This window comes from Bradyrhizobium sp. CCGUVB23, assembly GCF_024199885.1.
Taxonomy (GTDB): domain Bacteria; phylum Pseudomonadota; class Alphaproteobacteria; order Rhizobiales; family Xanthobacteraceae; genus Bradyrhizobium.
Genome location: NZ_JANADQ010000001.1, coordinates 2,345,051 through 2,365,692, shown reverse-complemented (window position 1 = coordinate 2,365,692; position 20,642 = coordinate 2,345,051). Strand labels below are relative to the sequence as shown.

The following is a 20,642-nucleotide window of genomic DNA, read 5'->3' as shown; positions in this document are numbered from 1 at the left end:
CAACTGTGATGCTAGGCAAGTGGCGGCGGCGTTTTATGGAGCAGCGCGTGGCCGGACTGCACGACGAGCCGCGCTCCGGCGCGCCGCGCACGATTGACGATGCCCGCATCGAAGCCGTGATCGTGAGAACGTTGGAGAGTCGGCCTGAGAGCGCTACTCATTGGAGCTCTCGCGACATGGTGAAGACCAGCGGCCATCCATCGGATCAACCGCGATTCCTTCTGCCGGCTCCGAGGCAATCCGGCTGCAACATGGTGCTTTTACCATCGCGGAGAAAGGCGAACGGCGTGAATACCAAGACCTAATTGTCCGATGAGAGCGTTCGATATTAATAGGTTTAAGAGAACTATACGAAGGTTTGTAATACACCTTCCTTCGGCTGTGCAGTTCAGTCGCCGATCTCGAAACCGCTCAGGAGCACCTATCGGGGTCGAAATGAATTGCTGTATTTTTGCTCAATTGTTAACCTCTCCCGCTCGAAAGGCCGGACCGCTACAAGCATGTGTAACCAGCTCACCACGTTCGGACGTTCAGCGATGCAGCTGGTTTTCGGAAGCGTTGCGCTAGCTGCGGTGACGCTCATGTCCTTGTATATTCACAGCCCTTTCGCAGCGACGGCGTTCGCCTATCTCGTTGTGATATTGCTGTTTTCGCTGATGGGCGGCTTCATCGCATCGTCGGTGCTTTCTATCGTCTCTGTCGCTGCGTTAGCCTACTTGTTTACGTCCCCCACGTTCAGTCTCCGGACCGATGACCCTCAGGACTTTTTGGTGATTGTCACGTTCCTCACCGCCTCAATTGTCGGAACGCACCTGATTGGAAAAGTCCGCCACGAAAGAGAGGCTGCGCGTGAGGCGGTAGCCAAGCTACGGCACAGAGCGGCCGATCTGCATGACCGCGAGAAGCGCTGGCGTGCAATCTTTGAACATAATCCAGTCATGTACTTCATGGTCGATGAAGCCGGAACGGTCCTCAACGTCAATACTTTCGGCGCGACTCAACTCGGCTATGCTCCTGCGCAGTTGGTCGGCTTATCCGTGCTGAATGTCTTTCTGAAAGAAGATCGTGAGGTCGTTCGCAAACGTATCGGGCAGTGTCTTACAAATATCGGCCAATCGCACACCTGGGACATCCAGAAGATCAGGAAGGACGGTTCGGTGCTGTGGGTGCGCGAAAACGCCAAAGCCATGCTGTGGGCCGATGACAAGCCCATCGTCCTCATTGCCTGCGAAGATATCACCGAGCAGAAGCGGACTGAACTTGCTCTGCAGCGGAGTGAAGCCTATTTGGCCCAGGCGCAGGAATTGAGCCATACTGGCAGCTTCGGCTGGAACGTCGCCACCGGCGAGGTCGTTTGGTCTAAGGAGGTTTTTCGGATTTTCCAATACGATCCGGAGACGAAAGTGACACCGCAACACGTCCTTAACCGCGTCCACCCAGAAGATAAGGCTGCCGTCCAAGAGACGCTAGATCGAGCGTTTCAAGGCCAGGATTTCGAGCATGAATACCGACTGCAGATGCCCGACGGGTCGGTAAAGCACATTCACACGCTGGCACGGGCCACGAAAACCGCGTCTGGCGATATCGAGTTCGTCGGGGCGGCGACGGACATCACGGCAGCCAAGCAGACGGAACAGCAGTTGCGCCGTAGCGAGGCCTATCTGGCCGACGCGCAGCAGCTCAGTCGCACGGGCACTTGGTCCTGGGACTGCCGTCGTCACTGTTTTGCGTATCGCTCCGCCGAAGTCAGTCGTCTGTTTGGCTTCGATCCGGACGAGCCTGTATCGCTTGAGGCCATCCGGTCGCGTATTCATCCAGATGACTTGGCGCCGCAGCAGGAAGTGCAGCGTCAGGCTATCGAACAGAAGGCAGGTAACTTCGAGTATGATTTCCGAATCCGTCTTCCCGATGGCACGATAAGGCACATACACTCAGTTGCGCACGCCGTGTTGGGAAGCGATGGCGACACCGTCGAACTCATCGGAACGCATATGGATGTCACCGAGCAACACGCAGCCAGGGAACGGTTGGAAAACACCCTTGCCGCGCTGCGTGAGAGCGAGCAGCGCTTTCGTGACTACGCCGAAACTGCTTCCGACTGGCTCTGGGAGACCGGGCCGGACCACCTGGTCACCCACTTATCGGAGCACGCCAGCGCTACGGGCATCATGGCCACACGGCTCATCGGCTTGCCTCGCTGGGAAATTGCGTGCGACGTCGAAGAAGACCCCGAGAAGTGGCGGCAGCATCGGGCGACGCTAGACGCACATCTGCCATTTCGTGATCTCGTCTATCGCGCCGTCAATAGGACCGGGACTCCGATCTACGTCCGGACCAGCGGCAAGCCGTTTTTTGATGTAAGCGGCAACTTTCTCGGCTACCGAGGCGTCAGCACCGACATCACCGCGAAGATCCGCGCAGATCAGGCCGAACAAGAGCTGCGGAAGGCACAGGCGGATCTTGCGCATGTATCGCGCGTGACGACGCTGGGGGAACTAACAGCCTCCATCGCCCACGAAGTAAACCAGCCGCTCTCCGCCATTGTCAGCAACGCCGATGCGTGCCTCGCTTGGATGGGACACGAAATTCCTGAGCTTTCCGCCGCGCGCAGATCGGTGGAGTGGATCGTCAAAGACGCGATCCGGGCAAGCGAGGTGATCCGCAGGGTCCGCGCACTTGCGAAGAAAGGCGAGATTGAGATGGTATCGCTCGATGTCAATGACGTCGTTAAGGAGGCCATCACGTTGGTGACACGTGAGCTGGTCAATCACCAAGTGACCTTGCGAACCGAGTTGACCCCAATGCTTCCCACGATTCTTGGTGACCGGATTCAGCTGCAACAGGTGATCATCAATCTGGTGACGAACGGGATCGAGGCCATGCAAGCGGTTGACGATCGAGCGCGCGGACTGGTGATCCAATCATCCAGGGACGGTGAGGGGCGCGTGCAGCTCTCCGTGACCGATTGCGGCGCCGGGATCGCTGAGGAAGATAGGGATCGCATCTTAGATCCGTTCTTCACCACCAAAACGAGCGGCCTTGGAATGGGTCTGTCGATCTGTCGTTCGATCGTGGAAGCTCACGGAGGGCGCCTGTCAATCGTCCGCAACCAAGGGCCGGGCGCGACCTTTCAATTTGCCCTGCCGATCGTGTCGTGACTGGACGCTTTGACGCGCTCGCGAAAGCAGGAAGGCCGATGGGCGACACGATCGTCTTCATGGTCGGGAAGACGCCTCGATGCGTCATTCGAATGTTGGAACAGTTGATGCAAGGTCATGGCTGGTTTTCGATGTGTTTCCCGATGGCGACGATGTGGTCATTCAAGGCCGACAGTGGCTTACGCCGGCTCGGTTTCAAGCCTCGTCTTCAGGTCGTCCAAATAGTTGTCCGCATAGGATTGCGCTTGCGAGACCGTCAGGTCGATTCCGGTCGTCGCGGCCCCTTCCATCACTGTCTTCATTAGCCCTTCGCGCATCGCGAATTTGACCTCGGGCCCAGAGATGCAGCCAACGGCCTGCGCCGCGACGTTGAGGCCAGCTTCTTCGAGCGCTTGCTTCATATTGCCCCCGCTAATGGCGGTGTGCAAAAGGTTCGCTGCTTGCGACTCGCACTCGATCACCATTGATGCTGCATCGGCCAGTTCACCCAGCCCCGGAATGAAACCGAGCAAACCGACCGCCGTGGCGGTCCAATCAAGCACCTTCGAGCCCACTTTGGCCACGCCGTCGAGCGCATGCATGAAGGCCCCGCCGCTCTTCTTGTGAGACTTGATGTCGGGCTGGTCGGCCACGCCTGCCATCATGTCCGCGACAGCGCTCTGATCGGCAACGGTCTTGGGGAGGTGGGTCTTTGTCTGCTGGACGGTGTGGTTCGCAGCCGACATGTTGCTGTAGAAGTGCGTAAAGTCGTTGCTGCTGATATTACCGGAATCGACCGTATGCCCGCCGCCGAAGTCGAAGAACTTGTGATGGGTCTTGTAGCCCGTAATCGAATTGTTTAGCAGGCCGAACAACACGGGATCCGAAAGCAGCTGTGACGCCGCTTGTCGTACCTTCGGGTCGAGAGTTTTGTCGCCCACCATGCTGGCCAACTTCTCTCGTGTCAGGACGCCGCCCCCGAAGAAGGCATCCTGATTCTTGTTGATCGTGCCGAGCGTGTCCAGCTCGCTTAGCGAGAGGTTCATCGACGACGAGGCGACTTGCAGGAAGTCTTCCTTGTGGACCTTATCAATCGCGCCACCGTACAACTGCTTCCAGCTGTCCGGATGGTCGAGGAAGTATTGGGCCGCCGCGATCACCTGGGGCGGACACTTGCCGGTTTTGGCGTTGCCGTCGACGATCCCCTTGAAATCGTCCAGGCTCAAATTCGTGGGTAGGTAGTCAGAATACTTGTACAGCTCGCGCAATGCATCACTCAAGGTCATGACCGACGGTTGTCCAGTCCCGGTGCCGTCGGATGGAATATAGTTCTGCTCGTAGCTGTGCGCCTGCTGCTCCTGGAATGTAGCAACCTGCGAGTGGCTGTCGGAAAACTCGGACAGATCCTTGTCCTTGATCTTGCCTCCGCAGCGGCCGTCGCCTTGGGAGCCAATCGCGTAGAAGAGCTCTGGGTCGCGCCGCAATCCGTTGATCGCCTGCTTCAGATCCGGCGGCGTCGACGGATCGTTGGCCTTGTCTGCCAGCGAGTCCCAGCTGAGCGGGCATTGGTCCTTGTGCCGGTTCAACACTGCCACGATCTGCAACTCGGCATTGGTCAGCGTGCCGCCATTCCACGTGATCCTCGAGCTTGGCACCGGAGCGGTCGGTAGATCTGCAGGCTCAGCCGTCGCCGATGTGCCGCTTGAGGAGGGAAGGGGCTCGCCCCGCTCCATTGCCTCGATCGCCGCCTTCACCTGCGCGGGCAGGTGGTCCAGCGGATCCTCTGGCATAGGCAGCTTTGGGTGCAGTAGGTCCGGTGACGGGGGGGGCGCGTCGGCTTGGTCGTCCCGCGCGCAAACGGACACCATTGCCTCGAATGTCGAAGGTTCCCCTTGCCGAATCTGGTCGGGCGTGTGCGCGGAAGGTCCTAACGCCGACAGAACTGGATTTGCACTGGCTGGTAGCGAAAAGTTATTGAGCTGCATGTGAGTACATTTCCATTGCGGTCAACGGGCGGGATCGGCGGTTAGAGATCAAGGCTATGTGATAGGCACACAAGCTTTCGACAAGCTGACGAGTCTCAGAATCAAAGAAGGCTTGCGCAGAGCAGCGCGACCATCTTGATTTCTCCAGGCGGCGCTGAGTGTTCGTCTCCGGCCCAGCACATGCGGCATGACGCTCTCCTGATGTGGCATGCTGGAAGAATAAGGCCCCTCCGGTCGTCCAGTTGCGAATGACCATCGTCGAGGAGCCGCAAACAACATCACCACCGAGCCTCGCGTCGGCATTTACGACTGCGCGTGGTTGCGTCTGCGCCTCGCCATTCACCATCGAGCGTGCGATCCACAAGTATGACGATGTGTGAGTGGATCGAGCGCCAAGACAATCGGGCGCTCGTCGGAGATGTTGTAGAGCTCAAGAGACGCGGCCGAGAACGCGCGCGGTGCCGGATCCGGCATGTGCCCGCGACTCTCACCTCGCCGGTGATGTTGACTGATATTAAGGTAGTTGCCGGATTCGTCCTTCTGGTCAGCTTCTCGACAGCTCTTCCCGTTAGCGTAAGCAACGTGGATCGCTCGGTAGGTGATGCCACCTTTCTGATGGAACTAAAATGAGAGGCACCAGATGGCAGGCGCAATCGAAAGCGTGGTTCGTACCAATTCTGATAGTTGCAGCTCGCAGTCTGCAGCTGATCGTCAAAACTTAGAATCGGCTTTTGGTTCGGTTCTTAACATGGTCGCGATTCAGTGTGTGGAGCGAAACATGGCAAATCTTCACGAAGCCGTATCTGAAACAGATGAGGATTCCTGACGTCGAAATCTCCGACGTCAGGGGTGTGTCGCCATTCGTGGCGGCAGGTTCAAAACAGAAGGTGAGCGATATGACGAAAATAACTAGTGCCAGCTCTTCTCATGCTGACCATGACAACCATGACAGCAAGGTTGATAACAAGACTGCTACCAAGCCCGGAGATTCCGGTGGCGGGGCCCCAGCGCCTGGCGCTGCGCCTGGGGCTGGGGCTGCCGCATCTGGGCCTGGGGCTGTGCTCGATCAGGTTGGTGGGGCGGCGACCTTCGAGGCGCTGATCGCACAGTTGAAGGCTGTTAATCAGCAAGCCATGGTGCAGGACATGCGGTTGCGTGCGCTGTCGACCGAGCTATCGAGTGAGAGGAAGGCGGCGAGCGAGCGGGCTAGCGGCTGACCCTGGAAGGCGGGGCGAGTCTTCGCTCCGCTTTTTCCGTCGTGGCGGCGATGTGAGGCGCGCAGCCTGGCAATGCGCCGTGCCGCAATCGCCTGTCGTGCTCCTTGGTTCGGAGGATTGTCCGTGGATGAGGCTGCTGCCTCCTTGCATTTCGAGGTGCTATCTGGGCTTTATGCCGGTCTAAGCGGAAAGGCGGCTGCCGGAGCGAGCCTTATCGGTAGTGGCCTTGACGCAGATATGGTCTTCGTCGAGCAAGGGCTTGAGCCGCATCACCTTCGTATCGCGCTTGTTGGGAATTCAATCGAGATTGAGGCTCTTGCAGCCGTAAGCGCCCCAGAGGGCGAAGAGGATATCGCCGCAGGTGGACGCGTTGTTCTTTCTCTTCCCGGCGTCGTTCGCGCAGGCGCGATGTCAATTCGCTGGTCGATCCAGAACGCAGTTGAGGTTCGCTCGACCAGCCTATCGCGCGCTTCGATCTCAGCGCTCGCCATCGTGCTGCTCGCCTTTCTTGGTCTAGGCGCTCTCTCGACCGTTTTCTTCAAGGCCAGCGGAAGTGCACCGAGCGCCATCGCGCCGCCTGCCGCCGAGCTTGTGCCCAAGCTGGGCATGAACAGACCTGATGATCGGCGAGCTCAGGCCGCAGCCGAAGTGCTGAAACAGGAAGTTGATAAGGCCGGCCTGCTCGATATCAGGGTCGGTTCTGGGCCGGGTTTTGTGAGCGCTGAGGGAACAGTAACGCCTGCAGCGGTTACGAAATGGCAGGAGCTCCAGCAATGGTTTGATGGTCGTACAAACGGTGCGGTGGCACTGGTGAACGGAGTCGTGGTCAAGGAGGACAAGCAGCCATCCGCAATCGCTGTCGAAGCTGTTTGGCACGGAACCGAGCCCTATCTCCTTATCGGTGGACAGAAGTATTTCGTCGGCGCTCTGTTGGCCGACGGATGGGCGGTCAATCGAATCGAGGAGGGGCGCGTGCTGCTAAGCCGCAATGGCCGTTTTGCTGCCATCCCCTATTAGACTTTCCGGGCTCGAAGGAAAGATAAGGAGAGCGTCATGTCAAAGCTGTCCCACTACGATGTCGGGCCTAGCAGTGTTTCGCAGCAACCAAACGAGGACTATCATGCGCCGCTCATCGGGCCGACCATCCGCCAACCAAATAAGGTTGCGATCGACGGTGCTTGCACTGATCGTGAGAAGGAGCCGGCGTCGATCTGGCGCGAGCTGAACGCATCGTATAAACCGCCGGATGTAGCAATAAAAGCCATAGGGGAGGCCAAAGATATTGATGCAGTCGGGCGCGTCAGTCTCAACGAGATACGCACTCGCAATTATGAGATCGAGCCGCCCGCGGTGGCGGCGTCGCTCTATGGGCGCGGTATCGCGCATGATCTGCTCTCCTTCGTCACGCCAAGGCTGCGTCATCCGGACATGCTGCGGGCAGAGCGGTATGGCATTCTTCTGGAACGTCTCGCTCATAAGCTCGCGGCCGCGCCTGCGGATTCGATGGCGCACGAAGGTGTCGTCGTCCTGCAGCAGGGGCTGCAGTGGTTGGCGCTGCTTCGGCAAAACCGGAACAGCTTGATCGAAGTCTAATAATGTCCAACTCCGATGGAGCGCAACGGACGACAGATGTTTCCAAATCCGATAACGTCTCGCTGAGTGCCGGACAGGAACGCGATTTGCTTTGTGCCCTTTCCTATCTGTATCTTGCATGTGGGCAGAGCGCAGAATGCCTGGCTCTCTTGCGGCTCATCGTCCGCGACGACTCTGAAGATGTCGATCTGCTGCGGATTCTCGCCTACGCCCTCATCTCGGAAGGCCTCGGCGATGAAGCGCTGCCGATCCTGGATAGGCTGGACGCACTTGATGATGAATCGTCTTCGCGCGCCTCTTTGATGCTCTTGCGTAGCCATGCGCTGCGGCGGGCCGGCCTCATAGACGAGGCACGCGCGGTTTTCCAAAACTATGTTTCGTTGCGTGACAGCAACGGCCCTATCAACCAACGATCGGAAGGTCCCCATGGCCAGCGTCCTGCGTAACATCATTGCGGGCGCGTCGGCCAGCTCCGATTTGATGGTTGCGTTGGCACTGCTTCTGACGGTCAGCATGATGATCATGCCGATCCCGATAGTGGCGATCGATACGCTTATCGGCTTCAATCTGGGTTTCGCCATATTGCTGCTGATGGTTGCTCTCTATATCAGCACTCCGCTTGATTTCTCGTCCTTGCCGGGCGTCATCCTGATTTCCACGGTATTCCGCCTGGCGCTCACCATCTCGACGACGCGGCTGATCTTGGCTGAGGGGGATGCCGGCAGCATCATTCACACGTTCGGTGATTTCGTCATATCGGGAAACATCGTCGTCGGCATTGTCATATTTTTAGTCGTGACCATGGTGCAGTTCATCGTCGTCGCCAAGGGCGCTGAGCGCGTGGCGGAGGTGGCGGCGCGCTTCACGCTCGATGCTCTGCCAGGCAAGCAGATGGGGATCGATGCGGAGCTGCGCAACGGCCATATCGATCAGAACGAAGCCCGCAGCCGGCGCGCTACATTGGAGAAAGAAAGCCAGCTTTATGGGGCTATGGATGGCGCCATGAAGTTCGTAAAGGGCGATGCCATCGCAGGCTTGGTGGTCATCTGCATCAACATGCTGGGCGGGATCACCATCGGCCTGCTCTCCAAGGGCATGTCTTTCGAGGCGGCGCTGCATCAATATACCTTGCTGACGATAGGTGATGCGCTCATTTCACAGATTCCCTCGCTGCTGCTCTCGATTACAGCCGGGACGATCATCACTCGTGTCAATGGGGTTGTAAGGCTCAATCTTGGTACCGACATCGTTAACCAGCTCACGGCCAATCCGCACGCATTGCGGCTATCTGCCTGCGTCCTGGTCGTCATGGGGGCCATTCCGGGTTTCCCGCTCCCGGTCTTTCTCCTCTTGGCCGCAGTCTTTGCGGCAGCGAGCTTTGCCGACGGTGTGATCCAAAGCGCCAAGAAAGGCGCCGATGTCTCTCGCCCGGCTCCCGAACAGTCTAACAAGCAAACCGTGCCTGCGGGGGCACTTCCCGTCGCGGTGTTCCTTGCGCCCAGTCTGACACGGCCGATCGACAAGGACGAATTGCAACAGCATATTGAGCGCGTTTCGGGTCTTGTCTCAGCTGATCTTGGCATCACGATTCCGCGCATCCCGGTTGAGGTTGACGAGCGCTTGCCGGAGTTGCAGTTCAGGGTGGATGTCGAGGGCGTGCCGGTCGATCAGGGTTCGATTGATCCAACGCAGCTTTTACTCCGCGACGATCCGGCCAATATTGAATTGAGCGGCATCCCGTTTCGGCGGGAGGCGGAGACGGATCAAATCTGGATTGAACAGAGCAACGCACCAGCTCTCAAAGCAGCCGGCATCGGGCATCATCGTCCCATTGAAATCCTGGCCTTGCGCGTCCATTCAGCGTTGACCCGCTATGCACAGTGCTTGGTGGGTATCCAGGAGACGCGCCAATTGCTGGCGCGGATGGAGACGGAATATTCGGATCTTGTGAAGGAGGTCTTACGTACGACGCCGATCCCCAAGGTCGCCGACGTCTTACGGCGCCTCCTGGAAGAGGGTATTCCGATCCGGAACACGCGGCTGGTCTTGGAGGCATTGGCCGAATGGAGCGGACGTGAACAAAACGTCGTCTTGCTCACGGAATATGTTCGCTCCGGCCTGAGACGGCAGATCTGCCACCGCTATGCCAACGCACACCGTGTCGTGCCGGTCTTTATCATCGAACGTCAAACCGAGGATATTGTTCGCAGCGCGGTGCGTGACACTCCCAAAGGGCCCTACCTGGTTTTGACGGACGGGCAAAGCGAGGCGCTGCTGTCAAAAATGCGTCAGATCCATTCGAACGCAGTCCGAGGTCAGATCCAGCCCGTTATCCTTGCTTCGATGGATATAAGGCGCTTTGTCCGCGGTTTTCTCACCCGCAATGGGATCGATCTTGCTGTTCTATCCTATCAAGACCTTGCCTCGGACTTCACAATTCAGCCGGTTGGATCCATCACACTCGCAGCTGCGAAGGACAAGGCTCCGTCGGAGGAACTTAGCAACATGCTCGTTGCGGACGATTCACAGGCGCAGCAGTCGATATAAGATGGACCGAATGAATTCACGTCGGAAAGCAGTGCAGTGGCGCTTGGGCCCATTTTGTCTGCTCTCGTTCTCAGCTCTCCTTTCCATTCTAGGGCTCGGCGGTTGCGCCAGCTGGGATAGACCAGCTCTTCAGGTGCAGGAGACGCCGCCGCCAAAATTGCTTGGCGCAAAAGATATCGATCAAGCCATGCGAGAACGCATTGAGTGCGCGGTCGGCCAGAATCCAGACCAGGAGCTTTGCGCGACGCGCTGAAGCAGAAAAGCGTGGATCTGTTGGACTGCTGGAACATCTTTTCAAGTTAATCTAATTGTCGCGGTGTCGCGCTTCGGCGTTACCGTTAGGGTGATGGCGGCCGGACGACATCTCGCTTCAATGATAAGGAGCGCTTCAGACGATCAGGCATCAACGGCCGCCCCCATCGCGGATCCAGCAACGCCATGAAATTGGAAGTTGACTATCCCTCAGTTTCCCCAAGAGCCTAATCTAAATCCTGCCGAGATATAGGGCGAACGGAAGAGCACCCGGCGAGCGTGTAGGTATTGGGCCGCGTGTCACTGCGAGGGCCCGCCATCGTGCCGGCAGGTCAAGCGGCGGCTGAAACAGGCCTTTTCTTCGATGTGATCGAAAATAATAGGCCGCATTGCCCGAAATACGATGCTGCTGTCTCGGTATCCGCTGGAACTGGACCCCCAGGTCGAACTTGACGCTACCGGTGAAATCGGGCGGCGACGAAGGTTGACTTTCGATCAGCGCGGGGGCGTGTTTCCGTTCAAAGCCAATCGCGATGGCACGCGTAGTTGCTGTAAGTCGCTACGCCGCGAGCAAGGTATGGCAGCTGTCTAAACAGGACCGGCTCATTTCTTTTGTAAGCGGCGTGCCTTCCGCACCTTGTTCGGCGTGAGCTGATCGGCAACATGCGAGCCGTCATATACAGTTAAGGCTCGCATATATGGTTGACGATATGGTCGACGCTTCGGAGCCCCGGGGCCGGGTGGATATCCAAGTCGGAGCGGGGCGTCGGCGGCGGTGGAGCGACGCGGTCAAGGGACGGATCGTGGCGGAGTCGTATGCGCCGGGCGCAGTCGTGTCGGAGGTGGCGCGCCGGCACGACCTCTCACCGCAACATTTGTTCGCTTGGCGCAAGGCCGCGCGCGCCGGTCTGCTGAGCTTGCCGGCGGAGGATGCGCCACTCTTCGTTCCGGTGGTGTCGGAGCTGCGTCCCGCTGGGATGTGCGTGGAAGCGGCAACGCGGAACGCGATAACGATCAGCATCGAGATTGGTGATGCGGTGGTTCGGGCCGCGGCGGGGGTCGATCCGGCCTGGCTGCGCGATGTGCTGCGGGCCGTGAGGGCGACCGCATGATCGCGGCTTCGGCGGGCGTGAAGATCATGATCGCGACGCGGCCGGTCGACTTCCGTAAAGGTGCTGACGGTCTCGCCGCGCTGGTGCGCGAGCAACTCCACGATGATCCATTCGCGGGAACGATTTTTGTCTTCCGTTCAAAGCGAGCAGACCGTTTGAAGATTTTTGCCTGGGACGGGTCCGGGCTTGTGCTGCTGTGGAAGCGGCTGGAGCATAGTGCGTTCCGCTGGCCGCCGATCAGCGATGGCGTGATGCGCTTGTCTGCCTCACAGCTCGCTGCGCTGATGGACGGCCTGGACTGGTCGCGCCTGCATACCCGCGACATTGCTCAGCCGAGCGCAACGTCATAAACCCTGTGACCAATTGAATCACGTCGGCTGCAATATTCCACAACGGCCCGCGAATCAGCTTGAGTGCCGGGCGTGAGCGAGACCACGGATCAACTTCCGACCGATATCGAGGCGCTGCAGGCGCTGGTTGCGGCGGCACGCGCGGAGCGCGACGCGGCGATCGCAAAGTGCGACGCGGCGATCGTCGAACGCGACCAGGCGCTGTCGCAAATGGATCGCCTTCAGCATCTCTTGCGCCAGCTGCAACGCGCGCAGTTCGGTCGCCGCTCGGAGAAGCTCGATCCTGAGCAGTTGCAGCTGGCGATCGAGGACATCGAGCAGGCCATTGCCAGCGACGAGGCGGCTCAGGACCGGAAGGACACGGCAGGCGCACGCCAGCGTGCTGAACGGCGCCGGGGCAGCCGTGGTGCGCTTCCGGCCCATCTGCCGCATATCGACGTCACGATTGCCCCGGAGGTGACCTGCTGTCCGTGCTGTCGCGCGCCTCTGCATGTGATCGGTGAGGAGACCTCACGGCGGCTCGACGTCGTCCCGGCGCAGTTCCGCGTGATCGTCACCCATCGTCCCAAATATGCCTGCCGGGCCTGCACGGATGGCGTGGTCCAGGCGCCGGCACCAGAGCGGCTGATCAAGGGCGGCTTGCCGACCGAGGCGATGGTCGCCCATGTGCTGGTCGCCAAATATGCCTGGCACCTGCCACTGTATCGGCAGGCTCAGATGCTGCTGGCGCAGGGTATCGACATCAAGCGCTCGGTTCTGGCGTTCTGGGTCGGCTATGCGGCCGCGGAGCTTCGTCCGCTCTGGCTCAGGCTGCGCGAGACCATTCTGACCGCGGGCAAGATCGCGGCGGACGAGACCACAGCGCCGGTGCTCGACCCCGGCCGCGGCCGCACCAAGAAGGGTTTCTTCTGGGCAATCGCGCGCGACGATCGGCCGTGGGGCGGAGCTGACCCGCCGGCAGTGGCCTACACTTATGCACCTGGTCGCGGAGCCGTCCACGCGCTCAAGCTGCTCGACGGTTATCGCGGCATCGTGCAATGCGACGGCTATACCGTCTACAAGACCATTGCCAACACCGCGCCTGACGCGGCGATCACGCTCGCCTTCTGCTGGGCTCATCTGCGGCGGCGCTTCTTCGACGTTGTCCAGGACGGTCCTGCCCCGATCGCGAGTGAAGCGCTCGAGCGTATCGCCGCTCTCTATGCCATCGAGAAGACGATCACGGGCCGCAGCGCCGATGAGCGCCGTGCCGTCCGCCAGGAGCGCAGCAAGCCGCAGGCAGCGGCGCTCAAGGCCTGGTTCGAGCAGCAACTCACCCGCGTCTCGGGCAAAGCGACAATCGCCGAGCACATCCGTTACGCCTTGAACCACTGGGTTGGCCTGACGCGCTTCCTCGACGACGGTCGCATCGAGCTCGACACAAATATTGTCGAGCGAAGCATCCGTCCTCTTGTCCTTAATCGCAAGAATGCGCTGTTCGCGGGGCATGATGAGGGCGCGGAGAACTGGGCCTGCATCGCTTCGCTGATCGAGACCTGCAAGCTCTGCGGTGTCGAGCCGCAGGCCTATCTGACCGACGTCCTCACCAGACTCGTCAACCTCTGGCCGTCCTCGCGTCTGGACGAACTCATGCCCTGGGCGTGGCGCGCCGAGCAAACTAACAGCCTCGCCGCTTGATGAACTCGCTTCCTGGATCGCGACCGCTCCAGCAGGCCTCCTCCTCGCCACCGGCTCCGTGTGTTCCGACAACTTCAACAACCCGTCGCGCACCGCCCTGCGCCAGGTCGACAAATGCTGTGGCGACAGACCGTAGCGCCGCGCGACGTCCGAGACGATCGCGCCCGGCACAAAGGATTCCGCAACGATGCGTCCCTTAACCTCGTCGCTCCAGCGTCGCCGGACCCGTCGCTGAGATGCGTCGACAACACGCCCGATCATCTATGCACACCGCCCTCGTCAAGACGGAACGCATATTGCCGATCTGCTCAACAGCAACAAGGTGCGGGAGACACGCCGCTTACTTTCTTTTCGGTAAGCGTGGCGGATTAATTGCAGACATCACTGTGGCGCAAGCGCTCGTCACGGTAGCTGATCAACGCGCCTTGCCGTGTTCGATGACGCGGACGAGATGATGGAATGATGACCGCCGACCGGTAGGGCGCCCGAGTTGTACGAAATCGCCCGCCAGTTGCCCGCCAGCGTCTGCAATCTGACACGACACGCGATTACCAGTGCCGGCAGACACTGCACTTTTCGAACCGGCACGCCGTTTGCTTTGTTCGCGGCACCATCACCAAACCAACGCTCCAGCGGTGATGTTCGGGGGCGGGCGCCAGGGCCATCGGCGTCCCGCCCCTGACTTAGCCGTCAGTCGCACCTCGAGCAAACTTTCGATGCCATTTCGGAGCAGTCCAGTTCCAACCTCCGAAAGAGCCGCGACTACCCGAGAGGAACCGATTTAGCACGTGACGGTGTCGATCTCGGTCTCGGTCATTGCCATTTTTCACCCGCCTTGCGCGATTCTGGCCGCGGATTTGCCAACGGAAGTAGGTCAGCAGCGCAACTGCAATTTCATGAGTCACAGACGTGAGGCTTTTTGTCGGGCCGACGACACGTGATCGAAAATCGCCGGGAACGCGCCTTCGGACTGCTGGCATCGAATTCTGCACATCACAAACTGTCAATCGACGTGCAAAACGTATAGCCCCCCCCCCGTCTGGATCGCGCCTTCCAAACCGCGCTTCGTATGCTGCAAAGCTCTCATGTACATTATTGTTCGTTCCTGCAGAGAAAGCGCTGCTGGGGCACGAGGGCACAACAACCCAATGATGTGCCAGGTGCCAGCGGGGGAGGCCGGGCGCTCCGAAACCCCGCCCATCTCCGCACCCGGCCTCCTCCTCAACCCAAGCCGGGAGCAAAGTAAATAAGGGCAACCGATCGCACTCGAGAGCATCGATCTGTGCGGCAATACGCAGTCCACCTTTCTCCTTGCACGGGTCAGCTTCTCGAAAGCCAAGCTTCGTAGAATTCGAACCTGCCTTCAGATGAGGCCACCTAAGACTGAACTGCTCACCCATTCCAGGATACCCCGCTGGCAGAAAGAGGAAGAGAGCACTATGGATTTTAATCGGATAAACGGTGCCGGCTCGCCAGAGTCCCCAATGGGGTACGTTTACTCACAGGAGGAACATGATCTTTTTAGCCAGGCTGTGAATAATGTGAGGTCATCGGCGACCGCCCCCATGCCGGCACAAAATCTGATTTGGAGGTCGAGCGATCCATACGGGAACTTTTCACGCGATGGCAATACCTGGAACAACGACGTGTGGGGCAGTGGTGCAGGGCCTCAGACCATTTCGGTGCATGAAGCGAACCGATGGAGCTTGTGGTCGAACCAGCCTGAAACTGGTGGCATCAAGAGCTATCCGCACGAGGCTGTCCATATCGGAAAGCCGCTCAGTGCAATCAACACTTTGACCTCGACCTTCAATCAGCACGTTCCTAAAAGCGGGGCCTGGGACACTGCCTATGATATTTGGGACAGCTCAAACCAGCAAGAGATCATGATCTGGACAAACTACACCGGAAACTCGGACGGTAGCGGCAACGTTAAGCCCATTTCGTATAAATACGCCCCTTCCGGGGCGTCGATCCCGGTCTATCGCAATGTCGCTGTAGGAGGGACGACCTGGAACGTGTTTGAAGGGAATAATGGTCACAACGTCATCTCGCTCGTGCCCATTTCGAAGAGCAATAGCGGGACAGTGGATATCAAAGGCATCCTAGAGTGGATCAAGTCGAAGGGTTACTTCGGCGACATAAACGTCGGTAGCGTCCAATACGGCGTCGAGATCACCTCATCGCCAGGCGGAATGAACTTCAACTTCGACAATATGACCGTGACCTCGAAGTGAAGATTCGTGGGACGGGGTGATCTGTGCTCATTGTAAGCCACGCCGGCTAACGGTCTCAGCCTGCGGCTTACGACGTCTGAGACTGGCGTGTCATTCGGCCTGCAAATGATTGCCCCCTTAGCCAGAAGACCGGCGTCCCCCTCCGATGGGACGCCCCCATTTACACAAAGATCCACCAGGTCCTCACCAACCCGTTCTATGCCGGCGTTTATGTGTATGGCCGCACCCAGCAGAGCTATCTCGATACGGGCGTCGAATCCGAAAACGCATCAAACAACGCGGCCGCGAGCCGTGACCGGTCTTTAAGGGGGCGGATTCAATCGGTCGTCGCAGCACTCTGAAGTGGGAGGTTGCGATAAGCATTCGAACGCGGCGATCGGCACGATCTGGACGAGCTCCATTGTCATCGCCAGGACAGGCCGCCTGTGGCGGGGCGTGATGAACAGAGCGGATTCTGGCGGGGGATTGCCGCGGTGACGGTGTCGATCTCGGTCTCGGCCATTGGCATGTTTTAACCCGCCTCGCGCTATTCTGGCCGCGGTTTTGCCAACGGAAGCAGGTCAGCAGCGCAACTGCAATCTGATGAACTACAGACGTGAGGCCTATTGTCGGGTCGACGACACGTGATCGAAAATCGCTGGGAACGCGCCTCGGGACTGCTCGAATTCTGCACGTCACAAACTGTCAATCGACGTTCAAAACTTATAAACCCCCGTCTGGATCGCGCCTTCTAGCCGCGCTTCGTATGCTGCAAAGTTCTCAATGTACGTTTCGCTCATGAGCGCGCGTGGCCGCGCCGGCGGGTCTATACATGTTGACTCGCTCCAGGTTTGTCCCACAAGCCGGCGCCTAAGGGCTATGAGGCCATCCATGAACCACGTCTGGGCGGCAAGATGCGGGTTTTCTCGATGCAATTCGTGCGCCGGGAGCTCCTAATCCGTGTGGATGTGCTCGTCGGCAAGCGATCGCCATCTGCAAGCACAGGCCCGCTGCTCTGGCGCTGCTGCCGACAGGCGGGACCCAAGGATAGCGAATACTACCGGACTTAGTAGGCCTGTAATTTCTCGACTATCAGCTAAGTGAGTAGGGCTGGGAGACACGCCTCGTGCACGCAAAGAGCGGCCGGAAGGGGAGAAACTCGATGCAGTTTGATTTGACCGCGCTGCGCCGCGCCTGTCTTGTGCTGGCCCTGTTTGCCTGCGGCGTGATGGGGAGCGCTTGGGCAGACGATCGGCCGCAGCGTCCCGATGCCGCGACGCCTGCCGGCCAGAAAGGCGGTCCCGGCGCACCGTCCGGCCAAACGCCGTCTATGGCCGAGCCGCATCGTCTGCCGCCGGACTCCACCACCAGGCAAACGCTCGAGCTGCCCGGGCGGACGCTCGCCTTCGCAGCGACCGCAGGCTCCATCCGCCTGTTCGACGACAAGGGCGAGCCGCAGGCCGAGATCGCCTACACCTCTTATCAGCTCGACGGCACCGACCGCGCCACGCGCCCGGTGACGTTCTTCTTCAACGGCGGGCCCGGCGCATCGTCGGCCTGGCTGCAACTTGGCAATGCCGGTCCGTGGCGGCTGCCGATCAACGCCGACGAGGTCACGCCATCGACTTCTTCTGAGGTGAAGCCAAACGCCGAGACCTGGCTCGATTTCACCGACCTTGTCTTCATCGATCCGGTCGGGACCGGCTATAGCCGTTTCGTTGCGACCGGTAAGGATGTCCGCAGGCGGTTCTTTTCCGTGGACGGCGATGTCAGCGCGCTCGCGCTGGTGATCCGCCGCTGGCTCGAGAAGCACGACCGCCTGCTATCGCCAAAATATGTCGCGGGCGAAAGCTATGGCGGCATTCGCGGGCCGAAGGTCGTAGCCCAGTTGCAGATGCAGCAGGGCGTCGGCGTCAAGGGCCTGATCATGATCTCGCCCTTGTTCGACTACCGCGAGTTCAACGGCACGAGCCTTCTGCAATATGTCGCAACGCTGCCGAGCTATGTTGCGACCGTGCGCGAAGCCAAGGGGCCGGTGAAGCGGGCCGATCTCGCCGATGTGGAAGCTTATGCACGCGGCGAGTTCCTGGCCGACCTCGTCAAAGGCGAGGCGGACAGGGAGGTGACTACGCGTCTGGCCGACAAGGTCGCCACACTGACCGGCATCGACCAGGCGGTGAGCCGCAGGCTCTCGGGCCGCTTCGACATCGGTGAATTCCGCCGTGAACTCGACCGCAAGAACGGCAAGGTGACCGGCCGCTACGATGCCTCTGTGCGCGGCTTCGATCCCTATCCGGATTCCGGCGCCTCCCGCTTCGGCGATCCCTCCGGCGACACGCTTCAGGCGCCGCTGACCAGTGCCGCCGTCGATCTCCTCACGCGCAAGCTGAACTGGCGGCCGGACGGCTCCTATGAGGTGCTGAACGGCGCGGTTTGGCGGGGGTGGGATTTTGGCGGCAGACCTCCCGAGTCGCTGTCGGGGCTGCGCCAGATCCTTGCGACGGACGCGAAGATGAACGTGCTGGTCGGGCACGGCCTGTTCGATCTTGCCACGCCTTATTTTGCCTCGAAGATGTTGCTCGACCAGTTGCCGGCCTTTGCCTCGGTGCCGCGGGTCAAGCTCGTGGTCTTTCCAGGCGGCCACATGTTCTACTCGCGCGAAGGCTCGCGGCAGGCGTTTCGCGCAGAGGTCGAAGCGATGATCAGGCCCACGGCGAACTAGGTCACAAGCAAGTTCGGGTTCGCGCGCGTATCGTAGATCAGCGTTTCTTAGTGCGAGACCGCAACCGAAATCCTAGCCCCATATGATTGCTTCCGAGAGTCCCGGCTACGACCGATCTTGCTCGCGGCCCGCAGGCTTGCGGAGAACTCCAACTCCGCGCGCTCCAGGAACAGCCAGCTGCACCTCACCTACGAATTCCTGCGGGCCGTCGGTCGTATTCCGGCCGGTGCCGTGATGCTGAGGGCTCGACCTATGTCGCGAAATGCGCAATCGCCGCTTGAGCGAACAAGATGCGGTCACGGGCAAGCTTTCGAGAAGCTGACGAGGCCCACCTTCCCCGAAGGCGTAGGCGTGGCGTCGCTCGCGCCAAAGCGCCAGTGCACTGGAGCGGTCTCAGCGGTTCAGACAATTGCCGCATGCACTTGTCGCTTAACGACCTTTCTTTTCGACCTCACTCAATCCAAGCCGCCCAGATGCATATGTATATTCCAGGGCCGCCCGCCGTGCGTCTTCGATGAGATTGGCGGCGGCACTATGCCCCCCGTCGAGATTCTCATAGTAGAAATAGGGCTGGCCTAGCTCAGCGAGCCTTGCGGCTGCCTTGCGGCCATGGGCCGGATGAACGCGGTCGTCCTTTGTGGAGGTGAGAATGAAGGGGGCCGGGTAGGTCTGGCCCGGCACTAACTTCTGATAGGGCGAGTAGGCCTGGATCCATTCGCGCTGCTCAGGCAAGGCGGGCGCGAATGCTGAATCTGGCGCACGCGAGCTCAATGCTCGGACTGATGGGCAAGAAAAAGGGCCGCTTGATTGACAAGCGGCCCAAGTCTAGGGAGGAAACGCCCAAGGAGGGCAGCGGCAGCGCGAGACGCTACCGCACTGCAATAATACGCGACCGCACTGCACACGCAAGTCTTTTTCGCCAAGTCTTTTTCGCCAAGTCTGTGCGAGGCACCATCCACGCCGGTTGCCTCCGTCACCTGTGCTCGATGACTAACGCCATGTCGGGAAACCGATCCGTTTAGCGTCTCGCCGGCAAGTGTTTTGCAACTCCAAGCTCGCGTCCGAGCCGTTGAAATCCGAGCGACCCATAGAGGGCTTTCCTACCGGCACGATTGTGATGGAGTCATGTGGTGCTCACTGTCGAGGACGTCGAAGCATTGCTGGCATCGCGACTTGGTGGGCGTCAAGGTGCGGGACGTCGGCTTGAGGTCGTATGGACTGTACCTGTTGTCGTTGACTGTCGAAAACCGCGCAAGAATGACGACGAGGTCGACGGCGGTAGAGCGAAGGCGTCCGCACGCGCGCTCACCAATCGCGCCGAAGCGGGCGGACGCCTTTGCGGCGACGACCAGCGTCTGAGTTGAGGAATAAAAGACGCGGGGCACGTCTCCGGGCGCCCTGAGGCTCCTTTCGACGTACCCCGCTTTGCGCCTGCCTTATGGTAGATCTGCGGGTAATCAGCGCCGCAGAAACAAAGCCGGCGTAACACCGATCTCAACTGGCAAGTGGGGCTCGATGTCACGCCCCACGGACGGTGCGCGGCCTGCACTATCGCACTGTCAGCGCATTCCGTCGACCTTTTCCACCAACCTCCGGCGGCGCTCCGAAAGGACCGCCGCGGATGCTCACGGGCCGCTTCTTTCTGTGCGGCCGCTGCCGTTCGCAGGTAACGATCTGCCGCAACTGCGACCGGGGACAACGCTATTGCGGCCATGACTGCGCCCGTGCTGCCCGCCGCGAGAGCCTGCGCGAGGCGGGACGGCGTTATCAGCGCAGCCGCCGCGGACGCCTGGCGCATGCGACCCGCGCCCGACGATACCGGGCGCGGCACAAT

The 20,642-nt window shown here is 59.9% G+C and carries 17 protein-coding genes and 1 pseudogene; 15 read left to right on the top strand and 3 right to left on the bottom strand.

Translation table 11 applies throughout. The annotated features are described in order from the left end of the window. The first annotated feature begins 8 nt into the window (after positions 1 to 8). Together NLN62_RS53395 and NLN62_RS10860 are read left to right on the top strand one after the other, a co-directional pair. Complete coding sequence (locus NLN62_RS53395) at positions 9 to 305, top strand: helix-turn-helix domain-containing protein (protein ID WP_371932960.1); 297 nt, start codon at positions 9 to 11, stop codon at positions 303 to 305. Between the two features lie 231 nt (positions 306 to 536). Further along, on the top strand, positions 537 to 3,158 hold the full coding sequence (locus tag NLN62_RS10860; RefSeq protein ID WP_371932959.1) for a PAS domain S-box protein: 2,622 nt from the start codon (positions 537 to 539) through the stop codon (positions 3,156 to 3,158). 179 nt (positions 3,159 to 3,337) lie between these two features. Here NLN62_RS10860 and NLN62_RS10855 read toward each other — a convergent pair whose 3' ends face one another. Continuing rightward, the gene (locus NLN62_RS10855) at positions 3,338 to 4,927 is read right to left on the bottom strand and encodes an HrpF/NolX family T3SS translocon protein (RefSeq protein ID WP_305881669.1); all 1,590 of its coding nucleotides are present in this window, start codon (positions 4,925 to 4,927) and stop codon (positions 3,338 to 3,340) included. A gap of 443 nt (positions 4,928 to 5,370) precedes the next feature. Between NLN62_RS10855 and NLN62_RS52950 the strand changes: the two genes are divergently transcribed. The 10 genes from NLN62_RS52950 (at position 5,371) to NLN62_RS10810 (ending at position 13,870) form a co-directional block, all read left to right on the top strand. Continuing rightward, complete coding sequence (locus NLN62_RS52950) at positions 5,371 to 5,502, top strand: hypothetical protein (protein WP_256575905.1); 132 nt, start codon at positions 5,371 to 5,373, stop codon at positions 5,500 to 5,502. Between the two features lie 260 nt (positions 5,503 to 5,762). Continuing rightward, positions 5,763 to 5,948 carry a hypothetical protein gene (locus NLN62_RS10850; protein WP_254108743.1) on the top strand — a complete coding sequence of 62 codons (186 nt, stop codon included), beginning with the start codon at positions 5,763 to 5,765 and terminating at the stop codon, positions 5,946 to 5,948. Positions 5,949 to 6,180: 232 nt separating this feature from the next. Beyond that, positions 6,181 to 6,339: a hypothetical protein gene (locus NLN62_RS10845; protein WP_254103292.1), complete on the top strand. Its 159-nt coding sequence runs from the start codon at positions 6,181 to 6,183 to the stop codon at positions 6,337 to 6,339. 123 nt (positions 6,340 to 6,462) lie between these two features. Next, positions 6,463 to 7,356, top strand: a complete 894-nt coding sequence (locus tag NLN62_RS10840; protein WP_254103293.1) for a hypothetical protein — start codon at positions 6,463 to 6,465, stop codon at positions 7,354 to 7,356. Positions 7,357 to 7,392: 36 nt separating this feature from the next. Next, the gene (locus NLN62_RS10835; protein ID WP_254108742.1) at positions 7,393 to 7,932 is read left to right on the top strand and encodes a hypothetical protein; all 540 of its coding nucleotides are present in this window, start codon (positions 7,393 to 7,395) and stop codon (positions 7,930 to 7,932) included. 2 nt (positions 7,933 to 7,934) lie between these two features. Next, positions 7,935 to 8,378, top strand: a complete 444-nt coding sequence (locus NLN62_RS10830; protein WP_254108741.1) for a M48 family metallopeptidase — start codon at positions 7,935 to 7,937, stop codon at positions 8,376 to 8,378. After that, positions 8,359 to 10,479, top strand: a complete 2,121-nt coding sequence (sctV, locus tag NLN62_RS10825) for a type III secretion system export apparatus subunit SctV (RefSeq protein WP_254108740.1) — start codon at positions 8,359 to 8,361, stop codon at positions 10,477 to 10,479. The genes NLN62_RS10830 and sctV overlap by 20 nt, the downstream gene beginning before the upstream one ends. Positions 10,480 to 11,534: 1,055 nt before the next feature. Further along, on the top strand, positions 11,535 to 11,843 hold the full coding sequence (locus NLN62_RS10820; protein ID WP_371932932.1) for a transposase: 309 nt from the start codon (positions 11,535 to 11,537) through the stop codon (positions 11,841 to 11,843). Further along, on the top strand, positions 11,840 to 12,193 hold the full coding sequence (gene tnpB, locus NLN62_RS10815; protein ID WP_254108297.1) for an IS66 family insertion sequence element accessory protein TnpB: 354 nt from the start codon (positions 11,840 to 11,842) through the stop codon (positions 12,191 to 12,193). Before NLN62_RS10820 ends, tnpB begins: the two co-directional genes overlap by 4 nt. A gap of 72 nt (positions 12,194 to 12,265) precedes the next feature. Then, positions 12,266 to 13,870: an IS66 family transposase gene (locus NLN62_RS10810; protein ID WP_254108296.1), complete on the top strand. Its 1,605-nt coding sequence runs from the start codon at positions 12,266 to 12,268 to the stop codon at positions 13,868 to 13,870. 120 nt (positions 13,871 to 13,990) lie between these two features. Here NLN62_RS10810 and NLN62_RS10805 read toward each other — a convergent pair. Continuing rightward, a pseudogene (locus NLN62_RS10805) lies at positions 13,991 to 14,131 on the bottom strand (transposase); the annotation flags it as partial. A 1,223-nt stretch (positions 14,132 to 15,354) separates the two neighbouring features. Between NLN62_RS10805 and NLN62_RS10800 the strand changes: the two are divergent. From NLN62_RS10800 to NLN62_RS10795, 3 genes are all read left to right on the top strand, one after another. After that, complete coding sequence (locus NLN62_RS10800) at positions 15,355 to 16,107, top strand: glycosyl hydrolase (RefSeq protein WP_254108739.1); 753 nt, start codon at positions 15,355 to 15,357, stop codon at positions 16,105 to 16,107. A 92-nt stretch (positions 16,108 to 16,199) separates the two neighbouring features. Next, positions 16,200 to 16,448 (top strand): recombinase family protein, encoded by a 249-nt coding sequence (locus NLN62_RS53390; RefSeq protein WP_371933116.1) that lies wholly within the window; start codon positions 16,200 to 16,202, stop codon positions 16,446 to 16,448. A gap of 800 nt (positions 16,449 to 17,248) precedes the next feature. Further along, positions 17,249 to 18,808, top strand: coding sequence for a S10 family peptidase (locus tag NLN62_RS10795; RefSeq protein WP_254108738.1), 1,560 nt, complete (start codon positions 17,249 to 17,251; stop codon positions 18,806 to 18,808). 429 nt (positions 18,809 to 19,237) lie between these two features. Here NLN62_RS10795 and NLN62_RS10790 read toward each other — a convergent pair whose 3' ends face one another. After that, complete coding sequence (locus tag NLN62_RS10790) at positions 19,238 to 19,540, bottom strand: prolyl oligopeptidase family serine peptidase (protein WP_254108737.1); 303 nt, start codon at positions 19,538 to 19,540, stop codon at positions 19,238 to 19,240. Positions 19,541 to 20,642: the final 1,102 nt, after the last annotated feature.

What these genes read in the sequence shown, in the direction of transcription:
- NLN62_RS53395 (WP_371932960.1), top strand. Translation starts at nt 9, where the DNA reads ATGCTAGGCAAGTGGCGGCGGCGTTTTATGGAGCAGCGCGTGGCCGGA.
- NLN62_RS10860 (WP_371932959.1), top strand. Translation starts at nt 537, where the DNA reads ATGCAGCTGGTTTTCGGAAGCGTTGCGCTAGCTGCGGTGACGCTCATG.
- NLN62_RS10855 (WP_305881669.1), bottom strand. Translation starts at nt 4,927, where the DNA reads ATGCCAGAGGATCCGCTGGACCACCTGCCCGCGCAGGTGAAGGCGGCG.
- NLN62_RS52950 (WP_256575905.1), top strand. Translation starts at nt 5,371, where the DNA reads ATGACCATCGTCGAGGAGCCGCAAACAACATCACCACCGAGCCTCGCG.
- NLN62_RS10850 (WP_254108743.1), top strand. Translation starts at nt 5,763, where the DNA reads ATGGCAGGCGCAATCGAAAGCGTGGTTCGTACCAATTCTGATAGTTGC.
- NLN62_RS10835 (WP_254108742.1), top strand. Translation starts at nt 7,393, where the DNA reads ATGTCAAAGCTGTCCCACTACGATGTCGGGCCTAGCAGTGTTTCGCAG.
- NLN62_RS10830 (WP_254108741.1), top strand. Translation starts at nt 7,935, where the DNA reads ATGTCCAACTCCGATGGAGCGCAACGGACGACAGATGTTTCCAAATCC.
- sctV (WP_254108740.1), top strand. Translation starts at nt 8,359, where the DNA reads ATGGCCAGCGTCCTGCGTAACATCATTGCGGGCGCGTCGGCCAGCTCC.
- tnpB (WP_254108297.1), top strand. Translation starts at nt 11,840, where the DNA reads ATGATCGCGGCTTCGGCGGGCGTGAAGATCATGATCGCGACGCGGCCG.
- NLN62_RS10800 (WP_254108739.1), top strand. Translation starts at nt 15,355, where the DNA reads ATGGGGTACGTTTACTCACAGGAGGAACATGATCTTTTTAGCCAGGCT.
- NLN62_RS10795 (WP_254108738.1), top strand. Translation starts at nt 17,249, where the DNA reads ATGCAGTTTGATTTGACCGCGCTGCGCCGCGCCTGTCTTGTGCTGGCC.